Origin of the sequence: Streptomyces sp. CA-243310, assembly GCF_050936775.1 — a bacterium.
In the GTDB taxonomy this organism is placed as follows: Bacteria; Actinomycetota; Actinomycetes; order Streptomycetales; family Streptomycetaceae; genus Streptomyces.
Genome location: NZ_JBNJMF010000001.1, coordinates 85,884 through 110,255 on the forward strand (window position 1 = coordinate 85,884; position 24,372 = coordinate 110,255).

Below are 24,372 nucleotides of genomic sequence, written 5' to 3' on the forward strand. Positions count from 1 at the left end.
GGGACACCCGGGACACCGCTTTCGTGGCTCGCCGTGTGCCGCGCCGCTACCAGGCCAGTTGCGCGATCTCCTCGGAGACGACCGCGCAGGCGTCGGCCGCCGGGTCGATGAGGGGGAAGTGGCCGACGCCGTCGAGCAGGGTCAGGCCGACGAGTTCCCCCGCCTGGGCGGCGGCGGCCACGTAGGCCTCCGCGACGGCCTCCGGCACCACGATGTCGTCGCGGCCCTGGACCAGCGCGGTGGCGATTCCCGTCGGGAGCAGCGCGGCCGGGTCGGCGTGCGGGCGTCGCGCGTTCCAGAACTCGTCGGCGCCACCCAGAAGTTGGGCGGACGCCCCGCCGCACACCCCGAGTTCCTCCGCGACCGTGAAGTCCGCGATGGGGGCCAGTGCCACCACGCCGCGCAGGTGCGGCGCGGCCGGCAGCCTCCACGGGCTCCCTGCCGGCAGGACGTGGCGGGCGGCGGCCCACAGGGCGAGGTGGCCGCCTGCGGAGTGCCCCGTCACCACGATCCTGCGGACGTCCGCCTGCGGGAGCGCCGCGCCCGCCAGTCCGGGCAGCGCGTCCATGGCCGCCGCGACGTCGTCGAAGGTCTCGGGCCACCGCCCCGCGACGGGGCCCTCGGAGCCCTGGTGCGGCAGTGAACTCCCTCGCCGGTACTCGATGTTGGCGACGGCGAAGCCGCGGCGGGCGAGGAAGTCCGCGAGGGGGGTGACGTGTTGGCGGTCGTACGGGGCGCGCCAGGCACCTCCGTGCAGGAGGACGACGAGCGGGGCGGAGCCGGCGGCGGCGTCCGTGCGGGGGGCGTAGAAGTCGACGACCTGGTCGGGGTGTTCCCCGTAGGCGGCGGTGGCGTCGGGCGCGACCGGGGGGTGGGAGAAGGCCGAGTCGGCCTCGGCGGCGTCCCGTTCGACTGCGGGGTCCGTCATCGGCTCGACCTCTCGGTAACGCGTGTGACAGCGGGGACAGATGTTCCGGTGTTACGGCAGAGCGGGACCGTATCAGGCTGGAACGCGCCGTTCCGTGGCGGGGCGAGAACAGAAAGGGCGCGGGCGGAGCCTCGGCTCCGCCCGCGCCTGTGACGCCCCCTGAGAGGTGACGTTTCGCCGCCACCTCCCCCGACGCGTCACCCGAAAATGTGACCCAGTGTCCGGGCCGCGCGCTCGGCATCGGCGAAACCGACATAGAGCGGGGTGAAGCCGAAGCGCAGGACGTCGGGGGCCCGGAAGTCCCCGACGACGCCGCGGGCGATCAGTTCGGTCATGACCTCGCGGGCGTTCCCGGTGCGCAGCGAGACCTGGCTGCCCCGCCGGGCGTGCTCGGTCGGGGTGACGGATTCGACCTTGCCCTCGGGGACGTACGCGGCGACGCATTCGAGGAAGAAGTCCGTCAGGGCGAGGGACTTGGCGCGGACGGCTTCGACCGGCACCCCGTCCCAGGCGTCGAGAGCCGCTTCCAGGGCCAGCATGGACAGGATGTCCGGGGTCCCGACCCGGGCCCGGGTCGCACCCGGCGCCGGCGTGTAGTGCGGGGTCATCGCGAAGGGGTCCGCGTGCCCGTTCCAGCCGGGCAGCGGGGAGTCGAAGGACTCCTGGTGGCGTTCGGCGATGTACAGGTAGGCCGGGGCGCCGGGCCCGCCGTTGAGGTACTTGTACGTGCAGCCGACGGCGAGGTCGACGGCGTGCGCGTCGAGGTCCACCGGCAGCGCGCCCGCCGAGTGGCACAGGTCCCAGACGGTGACCGCCCCGACGGCGTGGGCCGCCGCGGTGAGGGCGGGCAGGTCGTGGAGCCGGCCGGTGCGGTAGTCGACGTGGTTGAGCAGGACGACGGCCGTGGCCGGGCCCATCGCGGCGGCGGCCTCCCCCGGCTCGACCGGGACGACCGTGAGGCCGGTCATCCGGGCGGCCGAGGCGGCGATGTAGCCGTCGGTGGGGAAGGTCGCGGCGTCGACGAGCAACTCGGTGCGGCCGGGCGCCGCCAGGCGGGCGGCTCCGACCAGGGCCTTGAAGAGGTTCACGCTGGTCGAGTCGCCGACGGTGACCTGGCCGGGGGCCGCGCCGACGACCGGGGCGATCTTGTCGCCGATCCGCTCGGGGGCGGTCCACCAGCCGGACTCGTCCCAGGAACGGATGAGCAGCTCGCCCCACTGGCGGCGGACCACGTCCGCGGTGGTGTCCGCCACGGTGGCCGGAAGGGCGCCGAGGCTGTTCCCGTCGAGGTAGACGACCCCGTCGGGGAGCGTGAAGCGCTCGCGGAGCTTGGCGAGCTCGTCGGCGGCGTCGAGCGCGGCGGCCCGGTCCCGCAGGTCGGCCGGCAGGTCTGCGGGCGACTCGGCGGTCGCGGGTATCGACTCAGACATGGCTGCGCGCCGTCCACAGCTCGGGGAACACGTTCTTCTGGGCGCGCTTCTCCAGCCAGGTCACACCGGCGGAGCCGCCCGTGCCGGTCTTCGCGCCCATCGCGCGGCGGGTCGCCACCAGGTGGTCGTTGCGCCACCGCCAGACGAGTTCCGCGACGTCGGTCAGGACCTCGCCGAGCCGGTGCAGGTCGTGGTGGGCGTCCGGGTCGGCGTACAGGGCCGTCCAGACGGCCTCGACCTCGGGGGACGGCTCGTAGCGCTTCGACAGGTCGCGGGTGAGGACCGAGTCGGGAATGGCGAAGCCGCGGCGGGCGAGGAGGCGCAGCACCTCGTCGTACAGGCCGGGCTCGTGGAGGGCCTTCTCCAGTTCGCCGTGGACGCGCGGCGCGCCCCGGTGCGGGACCAGCATCGACGCGGCCTTGTCGCCGAGCAGGAACTCCATGCGGCGGTACATCGCGGACTGGAAACCGGAACCCTCGCCGAGAGCCGCGCGGTAGGCGTTGAACTGTCCGGGGGTGAGCTGCGCCAGCGGGCGCCAGGAGGAGTTCAGGGCCTCCAGCTCACGGAGGGATCGTTTCAGCGCGTCCATGGCGACGGGGATCCGGTCCTCGCGGAGCGCCTTCGCGGCCGTCTCCCACTCGTGGACGATGACCGTGAACCACAGCTCCATGACCTGGGTCGTCACCAGGAAGACCATCTCGCCGGGGTCGTCCGAGCGGAGGTGCTGGAGGTGGGTGAGGACGTCCGCCTGGACGTAGTCCTCGTAGGGGGTGGTGCCGGCGAAGTCGAGGTTCGGGGTGTCCGAACCGGCTCCGGAGGCATCAAGGGCTTGCGACATTTCTGTCTCCTCGACACGTGCTTCCGGGTAGCGGTCCGCTCCTTCCGTTTGGGTGAGTGGAGCCCCGGTCCCCTGCTCGCATCATAAGCAGGAGATCCGGAACCCCTCTAGGGCAGTCCGCCCGGCTGTTACGCGAGCGTGTCCGCCGCCGTCGGCGAGGAGTCGCGCAGGAAGGTCGAGCAGCGCTCCCACTCGGCCTTCTCGTCGATCGCGCCGGCCGCGCGGGCCAGGGCGTTCAGGGCGCGCAGGAAGCCCCGGTTCGGCTCGTGCTCCCACGGCACCGGGCCGTGGCCCTTCCAGCCGGCGCGGCGCAGCGCGTCGAGGCCGCGGTGGTAGCCCGTCCGGGCGTACGCGTACGACTCGATGGTGTTGCCGGCGGCGAAGGCGTCGTCGGCGAGGGTGGCCCAGGCCAGCGAGGACGTCGGGTGGGCGGCGGCCACCTCGGCGGCGGGCGTGCCGGCGGCGAGGGCCTCGCGGGGCGCGGGCTCGTCGGGCAGGTGGGTGGGGGCGGGGCCCCCGAGCAGGTTCTGGTGAATCGACATGCGCCCAGTCTGGGGCATCGGCCCCGGCCGCGGGGGTGGTGGTGGGGTGCCCACCATGCCGGGGCGAAGGGGGGTGCCCGGCACACCTCCCCGCGAAGGGGGTCCCGGGCAGACGGTAGGGGGGCATCGACGAAGGGGGAGTGTCGTGGACATCGGCACCGGCACGGGCGCCGGCGGCGCACGGCGCGAACGGCTGGACGAGGCCGTCGAGGAGCTGTGCGGCGCGGTGTTCCCGTCGCTCCGGCGGCGGGACCAGCGGGAGCGGGGACGTCAGTACGTACGGGGACTGATCACGGTCGAGGGCCGCAAGTCGATCCGCAACATGGCGCACCAGACCGGGGTCGGCGGGCCCGCCGAGGAACAGGCCCTGCACCACTTCATCGCCGGCTCCACCTGGGAGTGGCAGCCGATCCGCGCCGCGCTGACGCGGTACCTGATCCGGGCCGCACCGCTGAACGCGTGGGTGGTCCAGCCGATGGCGATCCCCCGGGGCGGAGAGCACTCGGTGGGCGTGGGCAACCGTTTCGACCCGTACCAGGGCCAGATGTTCCAGGGCCAGCAGGCCTTCGGGACGTGGTTCACCTCGGGGGGCGTGGCCACGCCGGTGGGATGGCGGATGCACCGGGAGGGCGACCCCGACGAGTCGTACGAGGGCTGCGCGCTCGCGGGGGTGACGGAGGTCGCGCGGAGTGCGGACGGGGGCGTGCGGCCGGTCGTCCTGGACGTGCCCGACATCGCGACCCGCGCCACGGTGAGCCGGTTCGCGCAGGCCCGGGTGCCGCTGGTGGCACGGGTCGGCGCCGGGGCGCGGATGGTCCTGGCGGACGCTCGGCCGGCGGCCTCCGGGGCGGTGCCGATGACGGCGCGGGAGGTCCTGCAGAGCGTACGGGGGCTGCGCGCGCCGCTGGAGTGGGCGGACCCGGACCGGCCGGGGGCGCGACGGAGTTCCCTGGTCGCGGGGGTACGGGTGCTGTTCGCCGGGCGGGAGATGCTCCTGTTCGGGGAGTGGACGGACGCGCGGCGGCAGCCGGTGCAGGCGTGGGTGACGGACCTGACGCGGGCCGCGCCTGCGGTGCTGTTGCGGTTGACGAAGGAGACGGGGCGGGTCTCCCGGGCCGCCGGGACCTCCCTGGGGCGGGTGGGATTGCGGGACTTCACCGGGCGTTCCCCGGCGGGCTGGCACCGGCACGTGACCCTGGCCTCGGTCGCCCACGCGGCCCTGTGGCAGGCGGGCGCCCTGACCCCACCCCGCGCGACCCCGCCGGCCACCCCCACGACCAGACCCACCCCCCGCCCCCGCTGCCCGTCCCCCTGCTGACGACCACACCCCCACCGGGCCCGCCCCGGCTCCATCCAGCCGCGCCGGCGTTCGCCGCACGGGGTCCGGGGCGGAGCCCCGAAAGCACGGCGCAGCCGGGACCGCTCGCCGCGACGGCGCCGCACCCCACCCGACCCTGACCTCGGAGCAACCTGCGGAGCCCTACGCGTCCCCGCGCCCACTCGACCGCCGAGCGTCAAGCACCGCGCGCGCCTTGCGCAGCCGCAGCGCCATCTGGATCTCCAGGGCCTGCGCGGGCTTCTGCCATCCCTCGCCGAGGAGTTCGGCGATGCGCTCCAGGCGGCGCGACACCGTGTTCGGGTGCACGTGGAGTTCCTCCGCCGCGTGAGTCGGGCTGCCGCCCGAGGCGAAGTACGCGTCCAGCGTGCGGGTCAGGTCGGTGAGGCGGTCGGTGTCGTACTCCAGGACCGGCCCGATCGTCGAGGCGATGAACGCCTCCACATCGTGGTCGGCGGACAACAGCAGCCCGAGGAAGCCCAGTTCACGCAGGGAGGCCGTACCCCCGGCCCCGTCGAGCGCGGTCAGCGCGTCCAGGCAGCGCACCGCCTCCGCGTACACCCGGGCCACTTCCCCCGGCCCGGCCGCGGGTCCGGCAGCGCCGGTGGACACGGCGTGGCCGAGCAGTGGGGACAGTTCGCCGGAGGCCCGGTGCGCGGCGGCCGAGGCGTCCGTGCCCGGGAGGACCAACACGATGCAGCCCCGGCGGACCCCTTTCAGCCCGCCCATCCGGTACGCGTACGAGGACGCCCAGGCGACGGCCTTGCCCAGTTCCCCGCCCTCCGGTCGGGCCACCACGACCACGTGCGGCCGGTCCAGGTCGAGGCCGAGGCGGCGGGTGCGGTCCGGCAGGTGCAGGCCGACGGAGTGGGGCCGTTCCAGCAGGTCGGCCAGGAGTTCCTCGTGCACGGGCCCCTCGGCGGCGGCCGTACCGCGCTGGATGAGCATCAGGGAGGCCACCGACTGGGCGGCCAGCTGCAACAGCCGTACGTCCTCCTCCACCAGCGGCGCGGACGCGCTGAGCAGCAGCACTCCGAGGTCCTCGGCGCCGGCCAGCACGGGCGCCAACCACACGTCGCCGGGCAGGCCCACGGGGCGCCGGTCGGTCAGCGCCTGGAGCGCGGCCTTGGTGACCGCCGCCTCGTCCAGGTCGGGGAGTTCGCCGGTGACGGTCAACGGCCGTCCGCCCGGGTCACGCACCTGGAGCACTCCGTCCAGGGCGTCGGCGGTGGCCCGCGCCAGGGTGGGCAGTCCGGCGCCGTCCAGGACCAGGCCGGCCAGCCGGGCGTGACACTCCCAGAGGTAACGGACGCGGGTGAGCGCGGTGTTGGTGCGGGAACCGAAGACCTCCAGTTCGTGCACCTCGTCCCGGGTCTGCTCCAGCAGCCGGGCCTTCTCGATGGCGACGGCCGCCAGGTCGGCGAGGGAGAGCAGCATGCCGATCTCGTCGGGCCCGAACCGCCGTACGGCGCGGTCGGCCCCGTAGAGCGCGCCGAGGGTGGAGTCCCCGAGCCGGAGCGGGACCGCGATGATCGCGTGCAACCCCTCGGCGCGGACCACGGCGTCGATGCCGGGGGCGTGCACGATGGCGTCGTCGTTCAGGTAGTCGGCGCTCCAGACCGGGGAGCGGCGGTCCTGGGCGATGCTGCCCAGGCCGCGGCCGGTACCGAGTTCGAGGCCGACGTTCAGGGCGGTGGTCTCGCCCTCGGAGGTCCGTACGTAGGCGGAGCCGTCGGGGCGGCTCAGTGACAGCCAGGCCATGTCGAAGCCGAGGAGCCGGCGGGCCCGGCGGGTGATCAGCCGCAGCAGGCCGTCGATGTCGTAGGGCGAGGTCAGGTCGTGCGCGGTGTCGACCAGGGCGGTGAGCGCGGCCTCCCGCTGCTCGCGGCGCCTCGCGTTCCTGCGCACCGAGCGGGACAGGTCCACCGCGCGGGTGAGCCGGGCGAGTTCCTCGCCGTCGGCGCCGGCTTCGCGGGCGTCGAGCAGCAGGGCGTCGTAGGCGCTCTGCGGGGCCTCCGCGACGAGCAGTTCCAGTACGGCCAGCGAGCCGCCCCCGTCTCCAGGCATCCTGCCCCTCCCCCGTCCGACCAGCGCTTCTCTGTCCGGAACTCGAACCTAGGTTCCGGGTGACGGGGGGTCAAGCGGTGGCCGGGTCAGGCGAGGCTGAGCCGCGGGACCGGGCGGGGCGCGCGCAGTGCCTCGACGCGTCGCTCGGCGCGAAGCAGGGCGGCCAGGTAGGCGCCGCCGGACCGTTCGTGTCCGCCGCGCAGTCCGGCGAGTTCCAGGCGCAGTTCCCGGTCCCGCCCGAGGAACAGTTCGGCCTCGACCCACTGTCCGAGCACGGCTCGCCGGTCGGCGTCCAGGACGGCGACGCGGCCGGCCAGCCAGGGGCCCACGTCGATGCCGGCGAGGGCGGGGCCGGTCCAGAGGTCGAGGGCGCGGCGCAGCCTGCGGGCCGCCTGTTCGAAGTCGCCCCGGCTCATGGCGCGATAGCCGGCGCCCGCCTCCCGTTCGAACTCCTGGGCGTCCGATCGGCCGCCGCCGGTGTCGAGAACATACCCGCCGGACCGCGCGCACAGCACCGTCCGGGCATCGCGCACCGACCCGACCGCCTGGGCCCGGGCGAACCGTTCGCGCAGCAGACGCACGGCGGTGAGCAGGACGGACCGGGCGTTCGCGGTCGGCGTGCGGTGGGCCAACTCGTCGGCGAGCACACGGATCGGCACGACGCGGTCGGGGCAGGCGGCAAGGGCGGCCAACAGGTGACGGGACTCCGGCGTGGGCGCCGTGACGGGCACACCGTTCTCGCTGACGCGCAGCTTTCCGAGCAGCTCGATGTCCACGTATCCCCCCCGGGTCCGATGAAAAATAATACCCGGAAGGATCTTTTTGGGAAGAGGCCGGTTGGGGAGAGCGTGTGAAGGGGGTCAGGCCGTCACCGGCTCCCCCCGCCCTTCGCTCTCGACCACTGCGGGCGGTGCGCCCGTGGGGCAGTCGGCCAGACACTCGTGTCGGCCGTGCGGACCGTACAGCGCGCGGGCGCCCCGCCCCGGGGCGGTGTCCAGCCGGATCGCCAGGGCCGGGACCACCATGCTCGGGAGGATGTGGCTGTACATCTCCGAGGCCTGGGGGTCCAGGTCGAGGCCGAGCGTCCAGGCCATCCTGTTCAGTCCGGCGAACGAGCCCACCACCAGCCGCGAGGGAACCACCGGATCCACGTCCGGCAGGAGTTCGCCGCGCCGTTTCGCCTCCGCCAGCACCTCCGTGTGCAGCTCGATCCACGCCGTGTACGGCGCCGCCTGGTCGAGTTCGCGACCGGCCCAGTCCAGGGTGAGCCGTGCGCTGGCCCGCATCAGCACGTCGTGCCGGAGCTGGTGGGCGAAGATCATCCCCATGTCGATGAACTCCTGCACCTTGTGGCTCTGGGGGAGGGCCTGCGGCTGACCCTGGTTCTGCGCGTCCACGACGGCCTGCGCCAGGTCGTCCTTCGAGTCGAAGTGGAAGTAGAGGGCGCCCTTGGTGACCTTGGCGATGTTGACGATGTCGGAGAGCTTCGCCGCCTCGTAGCCGTGCTCCTCGAACACCACCGCCGCCGCCTGCAGGATGGCCTGGCGGGTACGGACCGCCCGTTCCTGCTTGACCTGGGGTCGTTCCGTCCTCATGGCTGCCGCCTCTCCTGCCCCACCGCCATTACATAACCGCGGGTACGTTCCTGTGGGTAGATTCCACACCATGGCCGGGCGGCAGTCCACCGGCGTATGTCACCTCCGCCCGGTCCCGGTGCGACGGGCACACGCGAAAGGGGCCCGCCGGCCCCCGTGGGACCGACGAACCCCTCTACCGGGTACGGGCCGGACTACTTCAGCCGGGTACCGGTGGAACGCAGGTTGGTGCACGCCTCCGCGACGCGCGTGGCCATGCCCGCCTCGGCGGCCTTGCCCCAGGTGCGGGGGTCGTACTTGGACTTCGTGCCGACCTCGCCGTCGACCTTCAGCACCGCGTCGTAGTTGCGGAACATGTGGTCCACGACGGGGCGGGTGAAGGCGTACTGGGTGTCGGTGTCGAGGTTCATCTTCACGACGCCGTTCTCCAGCGCGGTGGCGATCTCCTCGGCGGTGGAGCCCGAACCACCGTGGAAGACGAAGTCGAACGGCGAGGACTTGCCGTACTTCTCTCCGACGCCGGCCTGGAGGTCCTTGAGGAGCTCGGGGCGCAGGACCACGTTGCCCGGCTTGTACACGCCGTGCACGTTGCCGAAGCTGGCGGCCAGCAGGTAGCGGCCCTTCTCGCCCAGGCCCAGGGCCTCGGCGGTCCGGATCGCGTCGTCGACGGTGGTGTACAGCTCGTCGTTGATCTCGTGGCTGACGCCGTCCTCCTCGCCGCCGGTCGGGGTGATCTCGACCTCAAGGATGATCTTCGCGGCGACGGCCTTGGCGAGCAGCTCCTGGCCGATGGCCAGGTTGTCGGCCAGGGTCTCGGCGGAGCCGTCCCACATGTGCGACTGGAAGAGCGGGTTCAGGCCGCGGGCCACGCGCTCGGCGGAGATGTCGATCAGCGGGCGGACATAGCCGTCCAGCTTGTCCTTGGGGCAGTGGTCGGTGTGCAGCGCGACGGTGATGTCGTACTTGGCGGCGACGATGTGCGCGAACTCGGCCAGGGCGACCGCGCCGGTGACCATGTCCTTGTTGTGCTGGCCACCCAGGAACTCCGCACCACCGGTGGAGATCTGGATGATGCCGTCGCTCTCGGCCTCCGCGAAGCCGCGCAGGGCAGCGTGCAGGGTCTGGGACGAGGTCACGTTGATGGCCGGGTAGGCGAATTTTCCTGCCTTCGCCCGGTCGAGCATCTCGTTGTAGACCTCGGGGGTTGCGATGGGCATCTGTCCGCTCCTTGGATGTGCGGGGAGTGTGCTTATTGCGGGCCCTGACCTGGGGGCGACGTCATCGTCGACCCCATCCTTCCAGACTCCGCGCGACACTCCACCCCGCCGGCCACGCCACATGTGAAAACCGGGCGGGACGTTTCACGTGAAACATTCCGCCCGGCCACGAAAGAGCAGGTCAGAGCGCGACCAGGCGCCTTCGGCGACCTTAACCCCCACAGGGTCGGGCCGGCCGGAAGCTGGCCGCGCCCGACCCCGGGGACCGCCTGGTGAGACGCCCGACGCCCGATCCGGGTCCGGGCAGGATCCGAGGGAGACGACAGGGCCTAGGAGAGGCCGAGGTCCTCGAGGCGGTAACCGGTGAGGTAGGGCAGGCCCGCCTCGGCGATGGCGTCGGCAGCGCCCCGGTCCACGATGGTGGCGACGGCGACGACCTCACCGCCGGCCTCGCGGACCGCCTCCACGGCGGTCAGCGGGGAACCGCCGGTGGTCGAGGTGTCCTCCACGACCAGGCAGCGCTTGCCCTTGACGTCGGTGCCCTCGATGCGGCGCTGCATGCCGTGCGCCTTCTGCGCCTTGCGCACGACGAAGGCGTCCAGGCACCCGCCGCGCGCGGCGGAGGCGTGCAGCATCGAGGTCGCGACCGGGTCGGCGCCCAGCGTGAGGCCGCCGACGCAGTCGAAGACGAGGTCGGCGGTCAGGTCGAGCATGACCTGACCGACCAGCGGGGCGGCCTCGCCGTCGAGGGTGATCCGGCGGAGGTCGATGTAGTAGTCGGCTTCCCGCCCGGAGGAGAGGGTCACCTTGCCGTGCACGACGGCCTTGTCCTTGATCTGCTGCAGAAGCGCATCCCGTACGTCACTCATGGCGTCGAGCTTAATTGCGCGCTACCCGAGCCGCCGCCACGTCCACGTCGTGGAGATCTCCAGCGGGTCCACGGGCGTGACCAGCCGGGGGAGCGTGTTCAGCCCGTTCGGGGGACCGGACTGCGGCTCGACGCAGACGGCCTCGACCTGCTCGTCGTAGACGACCACCCACTCGTCCCGGCTGGTGATCCTCAGCTCCAGCGCGTCGGGCCAGGTGAGGGTGACGTCCACGCCGTCCGGCATCCCGAAGCAGTCGTCCCAGGGGCCGGGCTTCGGGTCGACGCGCCGCCCGGTGGGGAGGTGGTCGGCGCCGCGCTCCTCCTGCCAGGCCGCCTCGAAGCCGATCCGGACCTCCGGCCCGTCGGCGGCCAGGGTGCGGTTGAACCACGGGTGCCAGCCCGCCTGGGCCGGGAAGGAGTCCTCGTACGTCTCCACGCCGAGGGTGAGCGTCAACGCGTCCTCGCCGAGTTCGAAGATCTGGGTGACCTTGCCGCTGTGCGGCCACGGGGCACGGAGGTCGTACGTGAAGGCGGCGCGGGTGGCACCGGCGCCTCCCGGCCGCCACGCCGCGTCCCGGCCGAAGCCGTGGATGGCGTGCGGCGGCTGGTTCTGCGGCATCTGGTGGACGGCGCCGCCGTCACGGAACCGCCCGTCCCCGATGCGCCCGCACCACGGCACCATCGGGAAGGACCCGTACCGGGGGCCCTGCCGCAGGAGTTCGGTCCCGTCGACGCGCAGACTGCTGATCCGGCAGCCGTTCTCCTGGTCGATCGTCAGCTCGGCGCCGCCGGCGCTCAGTCGCGTACTCATACGGCCGACCCTACGGGTGCCGGAGGTCCCCCGTGTCCCGGGGCATACCCCACGTCACACCGCACCCCGGACGGAAGTCAGCGACGGCGGCGCAACACCCGGCCGACCACCACGGCGGAGGCCACGGCAAGGGCGGCTGCGGGGGCCAACCAGCGCAGGCTCGCCCCGGCCCCGCCGGCGGCGGGAGCCGGGACGGGGGCGTAGCGGCCACGCGGCGGCGCGTGGTCCACCTCCTCGGCGCTCCGGCCGATCATCGTGCGGCGGGCGTGGGCGGCCTCGGCCGGGGGCCGTGCGGGACCGCCGACCTCGCCGAACTCGCCTTCCAGGAAGGGATCGAGGGACGGGGGCGGCACGTCGCTGTCGAAGACGGACGCGGTGACCCCACCGTCCTCGGTGCCTTCGACGTGTCCGGCGTCCTCGCCGTCCTCGCCGTCCTCGCCGTCCTCGGTGTCCGCCTCGAATCCGGCGTCCTCGGCATCGACCCCGCGGCCCGCTTCCTCCGCGTCGACCCCGGGATCCGACGCCCCCGCATCGGCGTCGGGAACGGCGTCGACCACCGGCTCCACGACGGCGCCCGCCGTCGCGGCGAGCTGCGCGGCGGTGCGGCCCAACAGCCGCTGCACGGCGGTGGCGGTGGCCTCGGGGGCGAACCCGGCGGCCCGGCCGTCGACGGTCGCCCCGCCGGTGAACTCCAGTCGGGTCCCGTCCCCCTGGGGGGTGAGTCGCAGCAGGAGGGAGAGCTTGACGGTGCCGCTGCCCCGGACCTCGGTGCCCTCGCCCTCGACGGCGAACCGGTCGGGATCCCGTTCGGTGACGACCAGGGAGCCCCGGTAGGTCACGGTGTGTCCGCCGATCCGCGCCTTGAGCCGGCCCGACAGCGGGCCGGTGTCGGTGTCGGCGTCCTGTTGGAATCCGGGTACGCAACGGGCCGTGCGGGCGGGATCACGCAACACGGCCCGGAGGTCGTCTGCGGGTACCGGAACGAACACCTGATGCTCCATGCGGTCGAGCCTACCGACGCGACCCGCCCGCGCGCCCGATCCGGCACCAAGTGCCCGCGCCGGTGGCCCGTTCCCGATCTTGCCGGTGGCTCCCGCGACCCGCGTCGGCGTGCCCGGGCCGGGCGCGACCGTACGGGGCCGGCGCCGGGGGCCGGGCGACACTTCGACGACGGGGCCTAGGAATACCTCGGGTGCGGGAGGGTGGAGGGCGGCAGCCCGTCCAGACGGGTGCGCTCGGCGTCCCGGGTCGCGTCCTGGAGCGCGCGGGTGGACAGCGAGCGCAGCCCCGGCGTGTCGCGGTCGACCCGCAGCTCGGGAACGACGGCGCGGGAGGCAAGGACGAAACCCCAGTCCTGCGGTGGGCCGGCGCCACCGCCGAGGGTGCGGTCGGGGCCGGCGGCGAAGCCGGTGAGACGGCCGCCCACGCTGTAGGGGGCGGTCCGCAGGCCGGCGGCGCGCAGGGTGCTCTCGACGGTCCAGTAGGTGCGCGGCCGACCGGCCAGCGGCCCCGCGTGCACGGCGATCCGGCCGCCGGGACGCAGGGCCCGCGCCGCCAGCCCGTAGAACTCCTGCGAGTACAGCTTCGTGCTGGGGGTGATGCCGGGGTCGGGGAGGTCGGAGACGATCACGTCGAAGCGCTCCCGGCCGCCCCGACCGCGCAGCCAGCGGAACGCGTCCTGGGTGACGACTCCGAGCCGGGGGTCCGCGTACGCCCGCGCGTTGAGCCGCGAGAGCATCGGGTCGGTGCGGGCGAGCCGGACCACTCCCGGATCGAGTTCGACGACGGTGACGGAGGCGACGTCCGGGTAGCGCAGGACCTCGCGGGCGGCGAGCCCGTCGCCGCCACCGAGGACGAGGACCCTGGTGTGCGGGCCGGTCATCGCGGGGTGCACGAGTGCCTCGTGGTAGCGGTACTCGTCGTAGCCGCTGACCCGCAGCCGGCCGTCGAGGTACAGGTCGAGGGAGCGCGGTGATCCGGTGCCCGGTCCGGTGAGCACGAGTTCCTGGACCCCGGTCTGGACGGCGACCCGCACCTCCCCGCCGTAGACGGCACGCCGGGCGACCCGCTCGAAGTCGTCGGCGAGGACGGTCGCGGAGGCGAGGACGGCCACGACGGTCACGTTCGCGCAGATCAGCAGCCAGCGGGAGCGTCGGCTGAGGTCGTGGCGGAACAGCCACAGCACGAGTCCGCCGCCGGCGAGGGTGTTGACGGTGCCGGTGAGCAGGGCGCCGGTGAGCTGGCCGAGCAGCGGCAGCAGCAGGAACGGGAAGGCGAGCCCACCGACCAGGGCGCCCACGTAGTCGGCGGCGAACAGGTCGGCGACGGCGCCGCCCGCGTCCTGTCTGCGGATGCGCTGGATCAGGACCATGAGCAGCGGGATCTCCGCGCCGATGAGCACCCCGATGGTGAAGGAGAACGCGACGAGCGCGGGTCTGGACTCCCCCAGCCAGGCGAAGCTCGCGTACAGGGCCATCGCGGAGAGGCCGCCGATCAGCGCGAGCGCGGCTTCGATGGCGCCGAAGCCGAAGGCGGGCCGGCGCCTGAGCCGTTTGGCGAGGAGCGAGCCGACGCCCATGGCGAAGACCATGACGGACAGCACGATCGACGCCTGGGTGACGGAGTCGCCGATCAGGTAGGAGCCGAGGGCGAGCAGCTCCAGTTCGTAGACGAGCCCGCAGGCGGCGCATACGAACACGGTGGCCAGGACGAGGAGCCGGCCGGTCCGGGGCCGTACGGGCAGGGCGGCCGGACGGGTCGCCACGCCCCGTGACTCCGGAGCCGGCAACACCCGGCGCGGGACGGAACGGTCGATCATGAAGCGAACCGTACGTCACCACCCACTCGCACCCTGTCACCCACATGGGTGCAAGTGGCGTACTGATCCGCCCAGTTGGCGTAACCCGGGCGCAACCACCGCCGTCACAGGGGCCGGTGGACCGCGCACCTCGACCGGCGGGATTCGACAGCCCCGACCCCCGCCCCGACCACCGACAGGAACGGCCTACAGCGACGCGGCCGTCACCTCGGGGGTGGTCACGGTCGGCGACCCGGTCCGCATGCCCACCCGGGTGCGCGTGGCCACCAACTGCCCTTCCTGCGGGTACGCGTGCCAGGTCCGCCAGCGGACCTGGCCCTCGTGACGCTGCGCGAGCAGGGCGGTGAACGCGTGCGGGCTTCCCGGGAAGGTCCCGGCGAGCCCGTTCGGGTGATCCGCGACCAGCGCGAGCAGTTCTTGCGCCCTCCCGGCGAACGAGCCGGGAGGCAGGGTCTCCACGCGGGCGGCGAATTCGTACTCCCAGTCGCCGACCCGCTTGGCCACGCCGAGCGGCAACGGTGTGCTGCTGCCGGGCATGCAGGCGACGGTCTCCGAACAGAGCACCTCGCCCTCCTCCAGAAGGACCTGGTGGGAGGCCCCGAGCAGGCGCAACTCCACCTTCGCCCCGTCGAGCCGAAGATTCAGTACGGCCAAGGCGGGCAGCCGCTCCCGACCCAGGGCCCAGGCGAGATCGGCGGCACGCGTGTCGGTATAGGTGGTCTGGAGGGTCGTGAGCATGAGTCGGCTCCGCAAACGCGCGAGGGAGAGGTGGCCGGGGCCCGCCAGCGGTGGTCAACGGGTGGGGGGACACCGGCACGGGTCCACAGGAAGTCCAGGGAGGTCCGAGGACTGGTCTACTCAACCGAGGGAATCATGAAAGGCACGGCACTCACAGCGTTTTTACCCAACTTGACGGGGTTTACATCCCCCCGGGGGCTACACAGTTCACGTGTTCAACAACGTGCCCCCCGTACGCCGTAACAAGCAGCCGAACAAGGAGACGCCCGAGGGAAGTTGTCCCCGCTGGGCGTCTCGTTTACTCGGGTGCGGCTCCGGCCGTGTTCGTCAACTGGACCCGCACCCCCCGCCCCCGCAGGACGAACCGCAGGAAGAGGACGACGAGCCGCAGGAGGACGACGAACCACAGGAGGATCCGGTCGAACACCCACCGGAGGATCCTCCCCCCGCCCAGTGGCTTCCGCCACTTCGGCGGCGGGCCGAGCCGCCCGCCTTGACGGCCGCCCGGACGATCCCCACGACCACGAGCGTGAACACGCCCACTGCGACGAGCACTGCGATCAGCACCATCTCCGGCCCCTCTCTGACACCCCGGTCCCCCGGGGTCCGGGATCCCCGCGTCCCGTGTGCCGGGGAGATTCCCTCAGGCCATCGGCGCCAAAGCACACTTGAGCAACTCCAGAGGTTGCCCGCAGGATGGCCGTCATGAGCGCACCCGCGGCCGGCAGCCGCCCCTTCCTCAACCGCAGCCTGGCGGTCTTCGGCACCACGATCTTCGCGGAGATGTCGGCGTTGGCCGCCCGCACCGGATCGATCAACCTGGGTCAGGGCTTTCCCGACACCGACGGTCCCGCCGAGATCGCCGAGGCGGCCGTGCGTGCGATCCGGGACGGCAAGGGCAACCAGTACCCGCCCGGCCCCGGCGTCCCCGAGCTGCGTACCGCCATCGCCCACCACCAGGAGCGCTTCCACGGACTCGCGTTCGACCCCGACACGGAGGTCCTCGTCACGGCGGGCGCGACGGAGGCCATCGCGGCCTCCCTGCTGGCCCTGCTGGAGCCGGGTGACGAGGTCATCGCCCTGGAGCCGTACTACGACTCCTACGCCGCCTGCATCGCCATGGCGGGGGCCGTCCGCGTACCGCTGACCCTGCGCGCGCCGGACTTCCGTCTCGACGTCGACGCCCTGCGCGCCGCCGTGACCCCGCGCACCCGGTTGCTGCTGCTGAACACCCCGCACAACCCGACCGGCACGGTGCTGACCCCGGCGGAACTGGCGGCCGTCGCGGAACTCGCGATCGAGCGGGACCTGCTCGTCGTCACCGACGAGGTCTACGAGCACCTGGTGTTCGAGGGCACCCACGTACCGCTGGCCTCGCTGCCCGGCATGCGCGAGCGCACGGTGACGATCTCGTCGGCCGGCAAGACGTTCTCGTTCACCGGTTGGAAGGTCGGCTGGGTCACCGCCCCGCCCGCCCTGACGGCGGCGGTCCGCTCCGCGAAGCAGTTCCTGACGTACGTCGCCTCGGGCCCGTTCCAGTACGCCATCGCGGAGGCCCTGGCGCTGCCGGACGCCTACTACGACACCTTCCGCGCGGACCTCGCCGCCAAGCGCGACATCCTCGCGGACGGGCTGACGGCAGCCGGCTTCGAGGTCTACCGGCCCCAGGGCACCTACTTCATCACCACCGACATCACCCCCCTCGGGGAGAAGGACGGGCTCGCCTTCTGCCGCGCCCTGCCCGAACGCTGCGGTGTGGTCGCCATCCCCAACCAGGTCTTCTACGACGACCGGGCCGCCGGCGCCACCCAGGTCCGCTGGGCGTTCTGCAAGCGGGAGGACGTGCTGCGCGACGCCGTCGACCGCCTCGGGCGGCTGGCTCGCTGAGTAGCGAGCCATACGGATGTGCGGGCACAGGGCCCGGCCTTCCGGCCGAGGCCCTTACCGCACGGCACGACGAGTTACTCGGTGTCCTTAGGGTGCCGCGTGGACGCGTAGACCAGGATTACCGTCGACGTCTCGGGGCTGACCAGGTAGCGCACGCGGCCACCACCCGTGACCTCGAACTCCCACTGCTCCAGCGCGGAGCCCTTCCACTCCTTGGTGGAGAGCCTCCCGCGTAGCTGGTGCTGACGGTTCCAGTTGTCACGCGACAGCGGGTCGGTGCGCAGCGCCTCAAGGCAGCGGTGGGCACTGGGCAGCGCCGCGCGGCACAGCTCCTCCCATCCGGTCACCGCCTCCGTGGCCCCGAAGACCACATTCCACCCCCTCAGAGGTGGGACGCTGACACGATCGCCCTTCTTCGGGCTCACTCGCCCACCTCGACCGGTCCAAGGTAATCCCCATCGAGCGGACGCAGCGCTTCCTTGAGCTGATCCGGATCGGAGTTGATGCGAGCCGTCGCCCGCCAGGAAACAAGCACGCGGTGCACGGCTTCCCTGGCGCCCAGTTCTGCCGCGTCGGACAGCGCTTCCAGGAGCTCCAAGGTGAACGCCTGCACCTCTTCGTCATCCAGATGCCGCACCCAGGGGAAGACCTCAGGCAGCGCCAGCAGGAGCGACCGGGCTCCGTCATCGTGCTTCATCAGCGCGAGGAAGAGCCGGGATGCCGTCGTGAGGTTCTCCTCGGTGCGCTCCGCATGCAGGGCGGTCGTCAGCACCATGTCGGGTGCGTCCCGATGCGTAACGCGCAGAGCCCCGAGAGCAGCGGCCCTGGCCGCTACGGCCTTTGGGTTTCTCGACAGGTCGGTGAACGAAACCGACTCGGGCTCGGCTCCCAGGTAAGCAAGGCTCATACTCAGACTGTACTCAGATTACACTCTGAGTGCCAGCGTTCTGGGCTCTCCCGTGTTCATACCTTGCCCTTTTGCAAGCGGGAGGACGTGCTGCGCGACGCCGTCGACCGCCTCGGGCGGCTGTAGGACCCCGTCGCGGCCCCACCGGGAGGGGGAACGCGAGAGCCCGGGCCGCGCACCCGGGTCTTGGTGACCCCGGTGGCGTCCGGGCTCTCGTGCGGCCACGGGGCGTACCTGCTCCTCGTGGCGCGCGTACCGCTGTGGGGGCGACTAGTTGTTGTCGTCGCCCTTGTCTTCTTCGCCCTCGGCGGAGTCGACGTCCTTTTCGAGGCCGAGCTGCTCGACGAGCCACTTGTCGAACTCGATCGAGGCACGGACCCAGCTGACCGTGGAGGACACGAAGTGCTCCAGGCTGACGCCGGTGCCGATCAGCATCTGCGCCTCACCGATCAGGCGGACCGAGCCGTCGTCGTGCGTGTGGCTGTAGACCTTCGGCCACAGGGTGCGACGGTTCCAGTCGTCGATCGTCTCCAGGAGCTGCGGCTTGTCCTCGATCTCGTGCGGGCGGTCGTAGAAGGTCCGCACCGAGAAGACCTGCTGCTCGTCCTCGCCGCGGAACATGAAGTACGTGCGGAACTCCTCCCACGGCGCCGCGAGGTCACCCTCGTCGTCGACGACGTACTTGAGCTCCATCTGTTCCAGCAGCTGCTTGACCAGATCCTGGTCGGGGACGACGGGGCCCGCCGGTCCTGTGGCCTGCGGATCGGGCTGCTGCCCTCCGAAGTTCGGAATCGAGGCCGGGTCGATGCTCACCGTGTACTTCCCTTCGTGCGGATGAACCACATCCTCCACCATCGGTCCCACCCCGTGTCCAGCCCCGCACGCGCGATCCGCTCCGGGCGGACACGAGTAGGACTCAGGTAAGGAGGACGGGGCCCCACACGATCCGGCGCGTGGCCGTTCGTCGCGGGGGCGGCGGGGGCCCGGATCCTTCGGCCCCCACCGCCCAGGGTACGACCGGCGGGGCCTACAGGACCTTGCCGACCAGCAGGTCTTCCCCGGCCACGGCCACCCGTACGGTGTCGCCGTCCCTGACCTCGCCGGAGAGGATCTCCTTCGCGAGGCGGTCCCCGATGGCCGTCTGGATCAGTCGGCGCAGGGGGCGGGCGCCGTAGGCGGGGTCGTTGCCCTTGTCCGCCAGCCAGGCCAGCGCCTCGGTGGTGACGTCCAGGGTGAGGCGGCGGGCCGCGAGCCGCTTGGCGAGACGGTCGATCTGGAGCTGTGCGATGTGGGCCAGCTCGTCCCTGCTCAGGGCGGAGAAGACCACCAGGTCGTCGAGCCGGTTGAGGAACTCCGGCTTGAAGGAGGCCCGGACCACGTCCAGGACCCGCGCCTTCTTGTCCTCCTCGGAGGTCGCCGGGTCGACCAGGAACTGGCTGCCCAGGTTCGAGGTCAGGACCAGGATCGCGTTGCGGAAGTCCACGGTGCGGCCCTGGCCGTCGGTGAGGCGGCCGTCGTCGAGCACCTGGAGCAGGACGTCGAAGACCTCGGGGTGCGCCTTCTCCACCTCGTCGAGCAGGACGACGCTGTACGGGCGACGCCGGACGGCCTCGGTGAGCTGGCCGCCCTCCTCGTACCCGACGTAGCCGGGAGGGGCGCCGACCAGGCGGGCCACGCTGTGCTTCTCGCCGTACTCCGACATGTCGATGCGGACCATGGCCCGCTCGTCGTCGAAGAGGAAGTCCGCGAGGGCCTTGGCCAGCTCCGTCTTGCCGACGCCGGTCGGGCCGAGGAAGAGGAACGAGCCGGTCGGGCGGTCCGGGTCGGCGATGCCTGCGCGGGTGCGGCGTACCGCGTCGGAGACGGCCCGCACGGCCTCGGACTGGCCGATCAGACGACGGCCCAGCTCCTCCTCCATCCGCAGGAGCTTGTCGGTCTCGCCCTCCAGGAGCCGGCCGGCGGGGATGCCCGTCCAGGCGCCCACCACGTCCGCGATGTCGTCGGGGCCGACCTCGTCCTTGACCATGCTGTCCTTGGAGGTCCCGGCCTTGGTGGCCTCTTCCTCCTCCTCGGTGGCCTCCGCCAGCTCGCGCTCCAGCGTCGGGATCTCCCCGTAGAGCAGCTGGGAGGCGGTGTCGAAGTCACCGTCGCGCTGGGCGCGCTCGGCCTGCCCGCGCAGGTCGTCCAGGCGTTCCTTCAGCTCGCCGACGCGGTTGAGGGACTGCTTCTCCTTCTCCCAGCGGGCGGTGAGGCCGCGCAGGTCCTCCTCCTTGTCGGCGAGGTCCTTGCGGATCTTCTCCAGCCGTTCGAGGGAGGCCGGGTCGGACTCGTTCTTCAGCGCGAGTTCCTCCATGCGCAGCCGGTCCACGGAGCGCTGGAGTTCGTCGATCTCCAGCGGGGAGGAGTCGATCTCCATGCGGAGCCGGGACGCGGCCTCGTCGACGAGGTCGATGGCCTTGTCGGGCAGGAAGCGGGAGGTGATGTACCGGTCGGAGAGGGTGGCCGCGGCGACCAGGGCGCTGTCGTTGATGACCACCTTGTGGTGGGCCTCGTAGCGGCCCTTGAGCCCGCGCAGGATCGCGATGGTGTCCTCGACGGTCGGCTCCGCCACCAGCACCTGCTGGAAGCGGCGCTCCAGCGCCGGGTCCTTCTCGATCCGCTCGCGGTACTCGTCGAGGGTGGTCGCGCCGACCATGCGCAGCTCGCCGCGGGCCAGCATGGGCTTGAGCATGTTGCCCGCGTCCATGGCGGAGTCCCCGCCGGCGCCCGCGCCGACGACGGTGTGCAGCTCGTCGATGAAGGTGATGATCTGGCCGTCGCTGGACTTGATCTCCGCGAGGACGGTCTTCAGTCGCTCCTCGAACTCGCCGCGGTACTTGGCGCCCGCGACCATCGCACCGAGGTCGAGGGAGACCAGCCGCTTGTTCTTCAGCGATTCGGGGACGTCGCCCTTGACGATGCGCTGGGCCAGGCCCTCGACGACGGCCGTCTTGCCGACGCCGGGCTCGCCGATGAGGACCGGGTTGTTCTTCGTACGGCGCGACAGGACCTGGACGACCCGCCGGATCTCCTGGTCACGGCCGATGACCGGGTCGAGCTTGCCCTCACGGGCCGCCGCGGTGAAATCGGTGCCGAACTTCTCCAGGGCCTTGTACTGACCCTCGGGGTCGGGGCTGGTCACCCGGCGTCCTCCTCGTGCTTCCTCGAATGCGGCCAGCAGCTTCTTCGCCGTCGCGCCCTGGGTGGAAAGGAGCTCGCCGGCCGCGCCGCCCTTGGCGGCGAGGGCGATGAGCAGGTGTTCGGTGGAAAGGTAGTCGTCTCCGAGCTTCCCGGCCGTCTCGTCGGCGTCGGCGAGTACGGCGAGCAGCTCGCGGGTGGGCTGCGGGGGCGCGACGGTGGAACCCGTCACGCTGGGCAGGGCGGCGAGCAGGCGTTCCGCGCCGGCGCGGACCTCCACCTGGTCGGCGTCGGTCGCGGCGAGCAGGTCGGTGACGTTCTCGTTGTCCTCGCCGGCGAGCAGGGCCAGCAGCAGGTGCGCGGGGGTCAGGTCCGGGTGGCCGTCCTTGACGGCCCTGCGGGTGGCGGCGTTCAGCGCGTCCCGGCTCTTGTTGGTCAGCTCGGCGTCCACTGCGGCTTCTCCTCTCCGTCGAGATACAGGGGTATGACACGTATAGCGTGCACAAAGTTGAGTCTATTCCACTCAAGGCAGTGTGTGGTGCGGCATCTCGTACTCTTCGGGCCATGCCTGGTACGAAGACACCCCAAGACGTACTCAACCCGACGCCGGAGTACCTCGCCTTCTGGCGGGAGCGGCACGTCTGCACCCTGACCACCCCGCGCCCCGACGGCAGCCCGCACGTGGTGCCGGTCGGCGTGACGTACGACCCCGAGGCGGGGCTGGCGCGGGTGATCAGCAACCGGCACAGCAAGAAGATCCGCAACATCCTGGCGGCCCCGGACGGGACGGCGCGGGTCGCGGTCTGCCAGATGGAGGGCCGGCGCTGGGCCACGCTGGAGGGCCACGCGGTGATCCGCACGGACGAGGCCTCGGTGGCGGAGGCGGTGGCGCGCTACGCGGAGCGCTACGGGCGGACGCCCTCGCCGAACCCGGACCGGGTGGTCATGGAGATCACCCTGGACCGCGCGATGGGGCGCGGCTGACCCGGGGACCGACCCCGGCGCGGGCGACCCGGGCGCAGGCGTGGCCGCGGGGGCTGACGTGGGGACGGACGCGAAACCGGTCGATGTGTTTGTCCGGTTCAACCACTGGACGCGGACAGCACAACGGCGCCATCGTGGTCAGGTCCACGATGGCGCCGTTGTGTGGGGGTAGTGCCTGAGCGATCTGCAACGACGGGGGAATCGCTTCAGGCACTTCGGGGGGTGGCGGCGGTGATGTCGGGTTCGAAGAGTTGGTGGTCCCGCTGGTCGAGATTGACGAAAACCATGCCGTACCGCACTTCGCAGCGGACGGGCTGCGGTGCGCCCCGGGGGCGGCGCAGACAGCGGTAGGCGCGGACGTCTTCGTCCTCCTCGCGCGCGACGACGATCGGCTGGCCGAACAGGGTGACCATCAACGAGTCACCGGCGTGGGGGATCGCGGTGGCAAGGTCGATGAACTGCCACCCGGACCGGTACGCCGAAGCCATCTCGCGTCGGAAGTCTCGGTCGTCGGGGGTCATCAGACGGCCATCGCAGGCAGAACGGTCCAGCCGGAGTCCGACGCGCCGGAGGGCGCGCTGGTCCAGCCGCTGTCCGACAGACGCGAGGGCGCGTTGGTCCACCCGGAGTCACCCGCCTGGATCCTGGTCCAGCCGCTGTCCGCCTTGCCGGACGGACCGTTGGTCCAGCCCGAGTCGACGGCCGGCACCACGGTCCAGCCGGTGTTCGCCTTGCCGGACGGACCGTTGGTCCAGCCGGAGTCACCCGCCGGCAGCACGGTCCGGCCCGTGTCCGCCTTGCCGGACGGACCATGGGTCCAGCCGGAGTCACCGGCCGGCAGCACGGTCCATCCGCTGTCCGACTTGCCCACCGGCGCGCCGGTCCAGCCACTGTCGCCGGTCAGAGCGGTGCCCCCCGCGTCACTTTCGACGGCACCGACTACCCCAAAGACCGCAACAGCGGAGAAACCAACGGCAAGCGCCGAGCGAAGCATTCTCTTATACATGGTCGGCTTCGTCCTCACTTGATGGAATCCTCTCCCCCGCCACACAGACGATGGCTCATTCAGGCACGTCAATGCCACAGGGACGATGCATCATGTTCTTGCATGTTCAGGACCCTGGGGGGTGGAGATTTGCCCAAAAGTGCGACAAACCCGACTCATCCCCACTCCGTCACGTCCCTGTGCCCTGAGGGAACGCGGCTGTACACGGCTGCGCTCAGCGCCGGCCGGATCGCCCGGAGCGAGGTTCAGCAGGCCCCCTGCCTGCTTGAATTCTCCCTGGTGCAGCCTGACCCGGATGACGCGAACCAGCTCCGCCCGGTTCCCCCGTCCGTCGCACTGGCGCAACGGCTGCATCCGATTGAACGCGAGATCCAGGACAGACGGCGTACGGCTGTAGATCTCACCGATGCTTTCGAGCCGTTTCTGACCATCAGTGCGCAGAACCCGGCGAACACCCACGCCATCACGGTCCTGGAGGGTTTCGAGCGGATCAACGCCGCGTTGGACCTGGCGACGGCCGAATGCCACACGGAGATGCTGACCATCCAACCGGGCGGTGCGCGGCCCTCCCTGGCCCTCACACAGGCCCTGGAGCGGGACGCCCCGCTGATCGACCGGGGCATCAGCATCAGGACGCTGTACCAACACACCGCGCGGCACAGCCAGGGCACGCTGGCGTACGTGGACCGGATCTCCGCGGGGAAGGTGGAGATCCGCACCCTGGAGGAGCTCATCGAGCGGCTCATCGTCTTCGACCGCACGGTGGCGTTCATCCCGGTCAGCGACGACCGGAGGGTGGCGCTGGAGCTGCGGCACCCGGGGCTCGTCGACTACCTCATCAAGGTGTTCGAGCAGCTCTGGCGGCGTGCCGTGCCCCTGAGCGAGGAGGTCACCTACACCCACATGCACGACGGCATCACGGGCGTGCAGCGGTCCATCGCGCAGCTCCTGGTCGAGGGGCACGTGGACGAGGCCATCGCCCGCCGGCTGGGAATGAACGTACGAACCTGCCGAGCGCACATCGCCCGGCTGGCCACGGCCCTGGGCAGCGGCAGCCGGGCACAGCTCGGCTTCCTGATCGCCCAGTCCGGCATCCTGCACAGCTCGGCCCCGCACCTCCCGGACGACGAGGCCGACCACGGCGGCCACGCCAACCACCTGTAGCGACGCGGAAGGCCCCGTCCCGGGTGATCCGGGCGGGGCCTTCGCGTCGAACGGCGGTG

At 71.9% G+C, this 24,372-nt stretch carries 24 protein-coding genes; 4 read left to right on the top strand and 20 right to left on the bottom strand.

Annotated elements, in window-relative coordinates; genetic code table 11:
• Positions 1-46 precede the first annotated feature (46 nt).
• From ACQEVM_RS00455 to ACQEVM_RS00470, 4 genes are all read right to left on the bottom strand, one after another.
• Complete coding sequence (locus ACQEVM_RS00455; RefSeq protein ID WP_433073251.1) at positions 47-928, bottom strand: alpha/beta hydrolase; 882 nt, start codon at positions 926-928, stop codon at positions 47-49.
• A gap of 197 nt (positions 929-1,125) precedes the next feature.
• The gene (gene kynU / locus ACQEVM_RS00460) at positions 1,126-2,358 is read right to left on the bottom strand and encodes a kynureninase (RefSeq protein ID WP_433073254.1); all 1,233 of its coding nucleotides are present in this window, start codon (positions 2,356-2,358) and stop codon (positions 1,126-1,128) included.
• Positions 2,351-3,196: a tryptophan 2,3-dioxygenase family protein gene (locus ACQEVM_RS00465; RefSeq protein ID WP_053676966.1), complete on the bottom strand. Its 846-nt coding sequence runs from the start codon at positions 3,194-3,196 to the stop codon at positions 2,351-2,353. The genes kynU and ACQEVM_RS00465 overlap by 8 nt, the downstream gene beginning before the upstream one ends.
• Positions 3,197-3,324: 128 nt before the next feature.
• Positions 3,325-3,738 carry a DUF3151 domain-containing protein gene (locus tag ACQEVM_RS00470; RefSeq protein WP_053676967.1) on the bottom strand — a complete coding sequence of 138 codons (414 nt, stop codon included), beginning with the start codon at positions 3,736-3,738 and terminating at the stop codon, positions 3,325-3,327.
• Positions 3,739-3,883: 145 nt separating this feature from the next.
• On the opposite strand from ACQEVM_RS00470, the gene ACQEVM_RS00475 reads away from it, so the two are divergent.
• Complete coding sequence (locus tag ACQEVM_RS00475; RefSeq protein WP_433073259.1) at positions 3,884-5,056, top strand: IS701 family transposase; 1,173 nt, start codon at positions 3,884-3,886, stop codon at positions 5,054-5,056.
• A gap of 162 nt (positions 5,057-5,218) precedes the next feature.
• On the opposite strand, the gene ACQEVM_RS00480 is transcribed toward ACQEVM_RS00475, so the two are convergent.
• The 10 genes from ACQEVM_RS00480 to ACQEVM_RS00525 form a co-directional block, all read right to left on the bottom strand.
• Positions 5,219-7,141 (bottom strand): helix-turn-helix domain-containing protein, encoded by a 1,923-nt coding sequence (locus ACQEVM_RS00480; protein ID WP_433073262.1) that lies wholly within the window; start codon positions 7,139-7,141, stop codon positions 5,219-5,221.
• Between the two features lie 86 nt (positions 7,142-7,227).
• On the bottom strand, positions 7,228-7,917 hold the full coding sequence (locus ACQEVM_RS00485; protein WP_433073265.1) for an AfsR/SARP family transcriptional regulator: 690 nt from the start codon (positions 7,915-7,917) through the stop codon (positions 7,228-7,230).
• An 84-nt stretch (positions 7,918-8,001) separates the two neighbouring features.
• On the bottom strand, positions 8,002-8,736 hold the full coding sequence (locus tag ACQEVM_RS00490; RefSeq protein WP_433073268.1) for a ScbR family autoregulator-binding transcription factor: 735 nt from the start codon (positions 8,734-8,736) through the stop codon (positions 8,002-8,004).
• A gap of 194 nt (positions 8,737-8,930) precedes the next feature.
• Positions 8,931-9,953, bottom strand: a complete 1,023-nt coding sequence (fbaA, locus tag ACQEVM_RS00495) for a class II fructose-bisphosphate aldolase (RefSeq protein ID WP_433073271.1) — start codon at positions 9,951-9,953, stop codon at positions 8,931-8,933.
• 329 nt (positions 9,954-10,282) lie between these two features.
• Complete coding sequence (gene pyrE, locus ACQEVM_RS00500; protein WP_267797289.1) at positions 10,283-10,822, bottom strand: orotate phosphoribosyltransferase; 540 nt, start codon at positions 10,820-10,822, stop codon at positions 10,283-10,285.
• Positions 10,823-10,843: 21 nt separating this feature from the next.
• Entirely contained in the window at positions 10,844-11,632 is a 789-nt protein-coding gene (locus ACQEVM_RS00505; protein ID WP_433073275.1) for an aldose 1-epimerase, read from the bottom strand.
• 77 nt (positions 11,633-11,709) lie between these two features.
• Positions 11,710-12,633 (bottom strand): SRPBCC family protein, encoded by a 924-nt coding sequence (locus ACQEVM_RS00510; protein WP_433073278.1) that lies wholly within the window; start codon positions 12,631-12,633, stop codon positions 11,710-11,712.
• Positions 12,634-12,809: 176 nt separating this feature from the next.
• Positions 12,810-14,450, bottom strand: a complete 1,641-nt coding sequence (locus tag ACQEVM_RS00515; RefSeq protein ID WP_433073281.1) for a polyamine aminopropyltransferase — start codon at positions 14,448-14,450, stop codon at positions 12,810-12,812.
• A gap of 186 nt (positions 14,451-14,636) precedes the next feature.
• Entirely contained in the window at positions 14,637-15,188 is a 552-nt protein-coding gene (locus tag ACQEVM_RS00520) for a DUF2617 family protein (RefSeq protein ID WP_433073284.1), read from the bottom strand.
• Positions 15,189-15,486: 298 nt separating this feature from the next.
• Positions 15,487-15,615 (bottom strand): hypothetical protein, encoded by a 129-nt coding sequence (locus tag ACQEVM_RS00525; RefSeq protein WP_433073287.1) that lies wholly within the window; start codon positions 15,613-15,615, stop codon positions 15,487-15,489.
• 269 nt (positions 15,616-15,884) lie between these two features.
• Between ACQEVM_RS00525 and ACQEVM_RS00530 the strand changes: the two genes are divergently transcribed.
• Positions 15,885-17,075, top strand: coding sequence for a pyridoxal phosphate-dependent aminotransferase (locus ACQEVM_RS00530; RefSeq protein ID WP_433073290.1), 1,191 nt, complete (start codon positions 15,885-15,887; stop codon positions 17,073-17,075).
• Between the two features lie 74 nt (positions 17,076-17,149).
• On the opposite strand, the gene ACQEVM_RS00535 is transcribed toward ACQEVM_RS00530, so the two are convergent.
• From ACQEVM_RS00535 to clpB, 4 genes are all read right to left on the bottom strand, one after another.
• The gene (locus ACQEVM_RS00535) at positions 17,150-17,422 is read right to left on the bottom strand and encodes a hypothetical protein (protein WP_433073293.1); all 273 of its coding nucleotides are present in this window, start codon (positions 17,420-17,422) and stop codon (positions 17,150-17,152) included.
• Positions 17,423-17,496: 74 nt separating this feature from the next.
• Positions 17,497-17,982: a prevent-host-death family protein gene (locus ACQEVM_RS00540; RefSeq protein WP_433073296.1), complete on the bottom strand. Its 486-nt coding sequence runs from the start codon at positions 17,980-17,982 to the stop codon at positions 17,497-17,499.
• A 270-nt stretch (positions 17,983-18,252) separates the two neighbouring features.
• The gene (locus ACQEVM_RS00545; protein WP_053684367.1) at positions 18,253-18,795 is read right to left on the bottom strand and encodes a YbjN domain-containing protein; all 543 of its coding nucleotides are present in this window, start codon (positions 18,793-18,795) and stop codon (positions 18,253-18,255) included.
• Between the two features lie 214 nt (positions 18,796-19,009).
• A complete protein-coding gene (clpB, locus tag ACQEVM_RS00550) occupies positions 19,010-21,610 on the bottom strand; it encodes an ATP-dependent chaperone ClpB (RefSeq protein WP_433073300.1) in 2,601 nt (866 codons plus the stop codon).
• A 113-nt stretch (positions 21,611-21,723) separates the two neighbouring features.
• Between clpB and ACQEVM_RS00555 the strand changes: the two genes are divergently transcribed.
• The gene (locus tag ACQEVM_RS00555) at positions 21,724-22,143 is read left to right on the top strand and encodes a pyridoxamine 5'-phosphate oxidase family protein (RefSeq protein ID WP_433073303.1); all 420 of its coding nucleotides are present in this window, start codon (positions 21,724-21,726) and stop codon (positions 22,141-22,143) included.
• Between the two features lie 206 nt (positions 22,144-22,349).
• On the opposite strand, the gene ACQEVM_RS00560 is transcribed toward ACQEVM_RS00555, so the two are convergent.
• Both ACQEVM_RS00560 and ACQEVM_RS00565 read right to left on the bottom strand, forming a co-directional pair.
• Positions 22,350-22,664, bottom strand: coding sequence for a (2Fe-2S)-binding protein (locus tag ACQEVM_RS00560; RefSeq protein WP_053684354.1), 315 nt, complete (start codon positions 22,662-22,664; stop codon positions 22,350-22,352).
• Positions 22,664-23,014: a hypothetical protein gene (locus tag ACQEVM_RS00565; protein WP_433073306.1), complete on the bottom strand. Its 351-nt coding sequence runs from the start codon at positions 23,012-23,014 to the stop codon at positions 22,664-22,666. The genes ACQEVM_RS00560 and ACQEVM_RS00565 overlap by 1 nt, the downstream gene beginning before the upstream one ends.
• Before the next feature lie 237 nt (positions 23,015-23,251).
• On the opposite strand from ACQEVM_RS00565, the gene ACQEVM_RS00570 reads away from it, so the two are divergent.
• Complete coding sequence (locus ACQEVM_RS00570) at positions 23,252-24,313, top strand: helix-turn-helix transcriptional regulator (protein WP_433073309.1); 1,062 nt, start codon at positions 23,252-23,254, stop codon at positions 24,311-24,313.
• Positions 24,314-24,372: the final 59 nt, after the last annotated feature.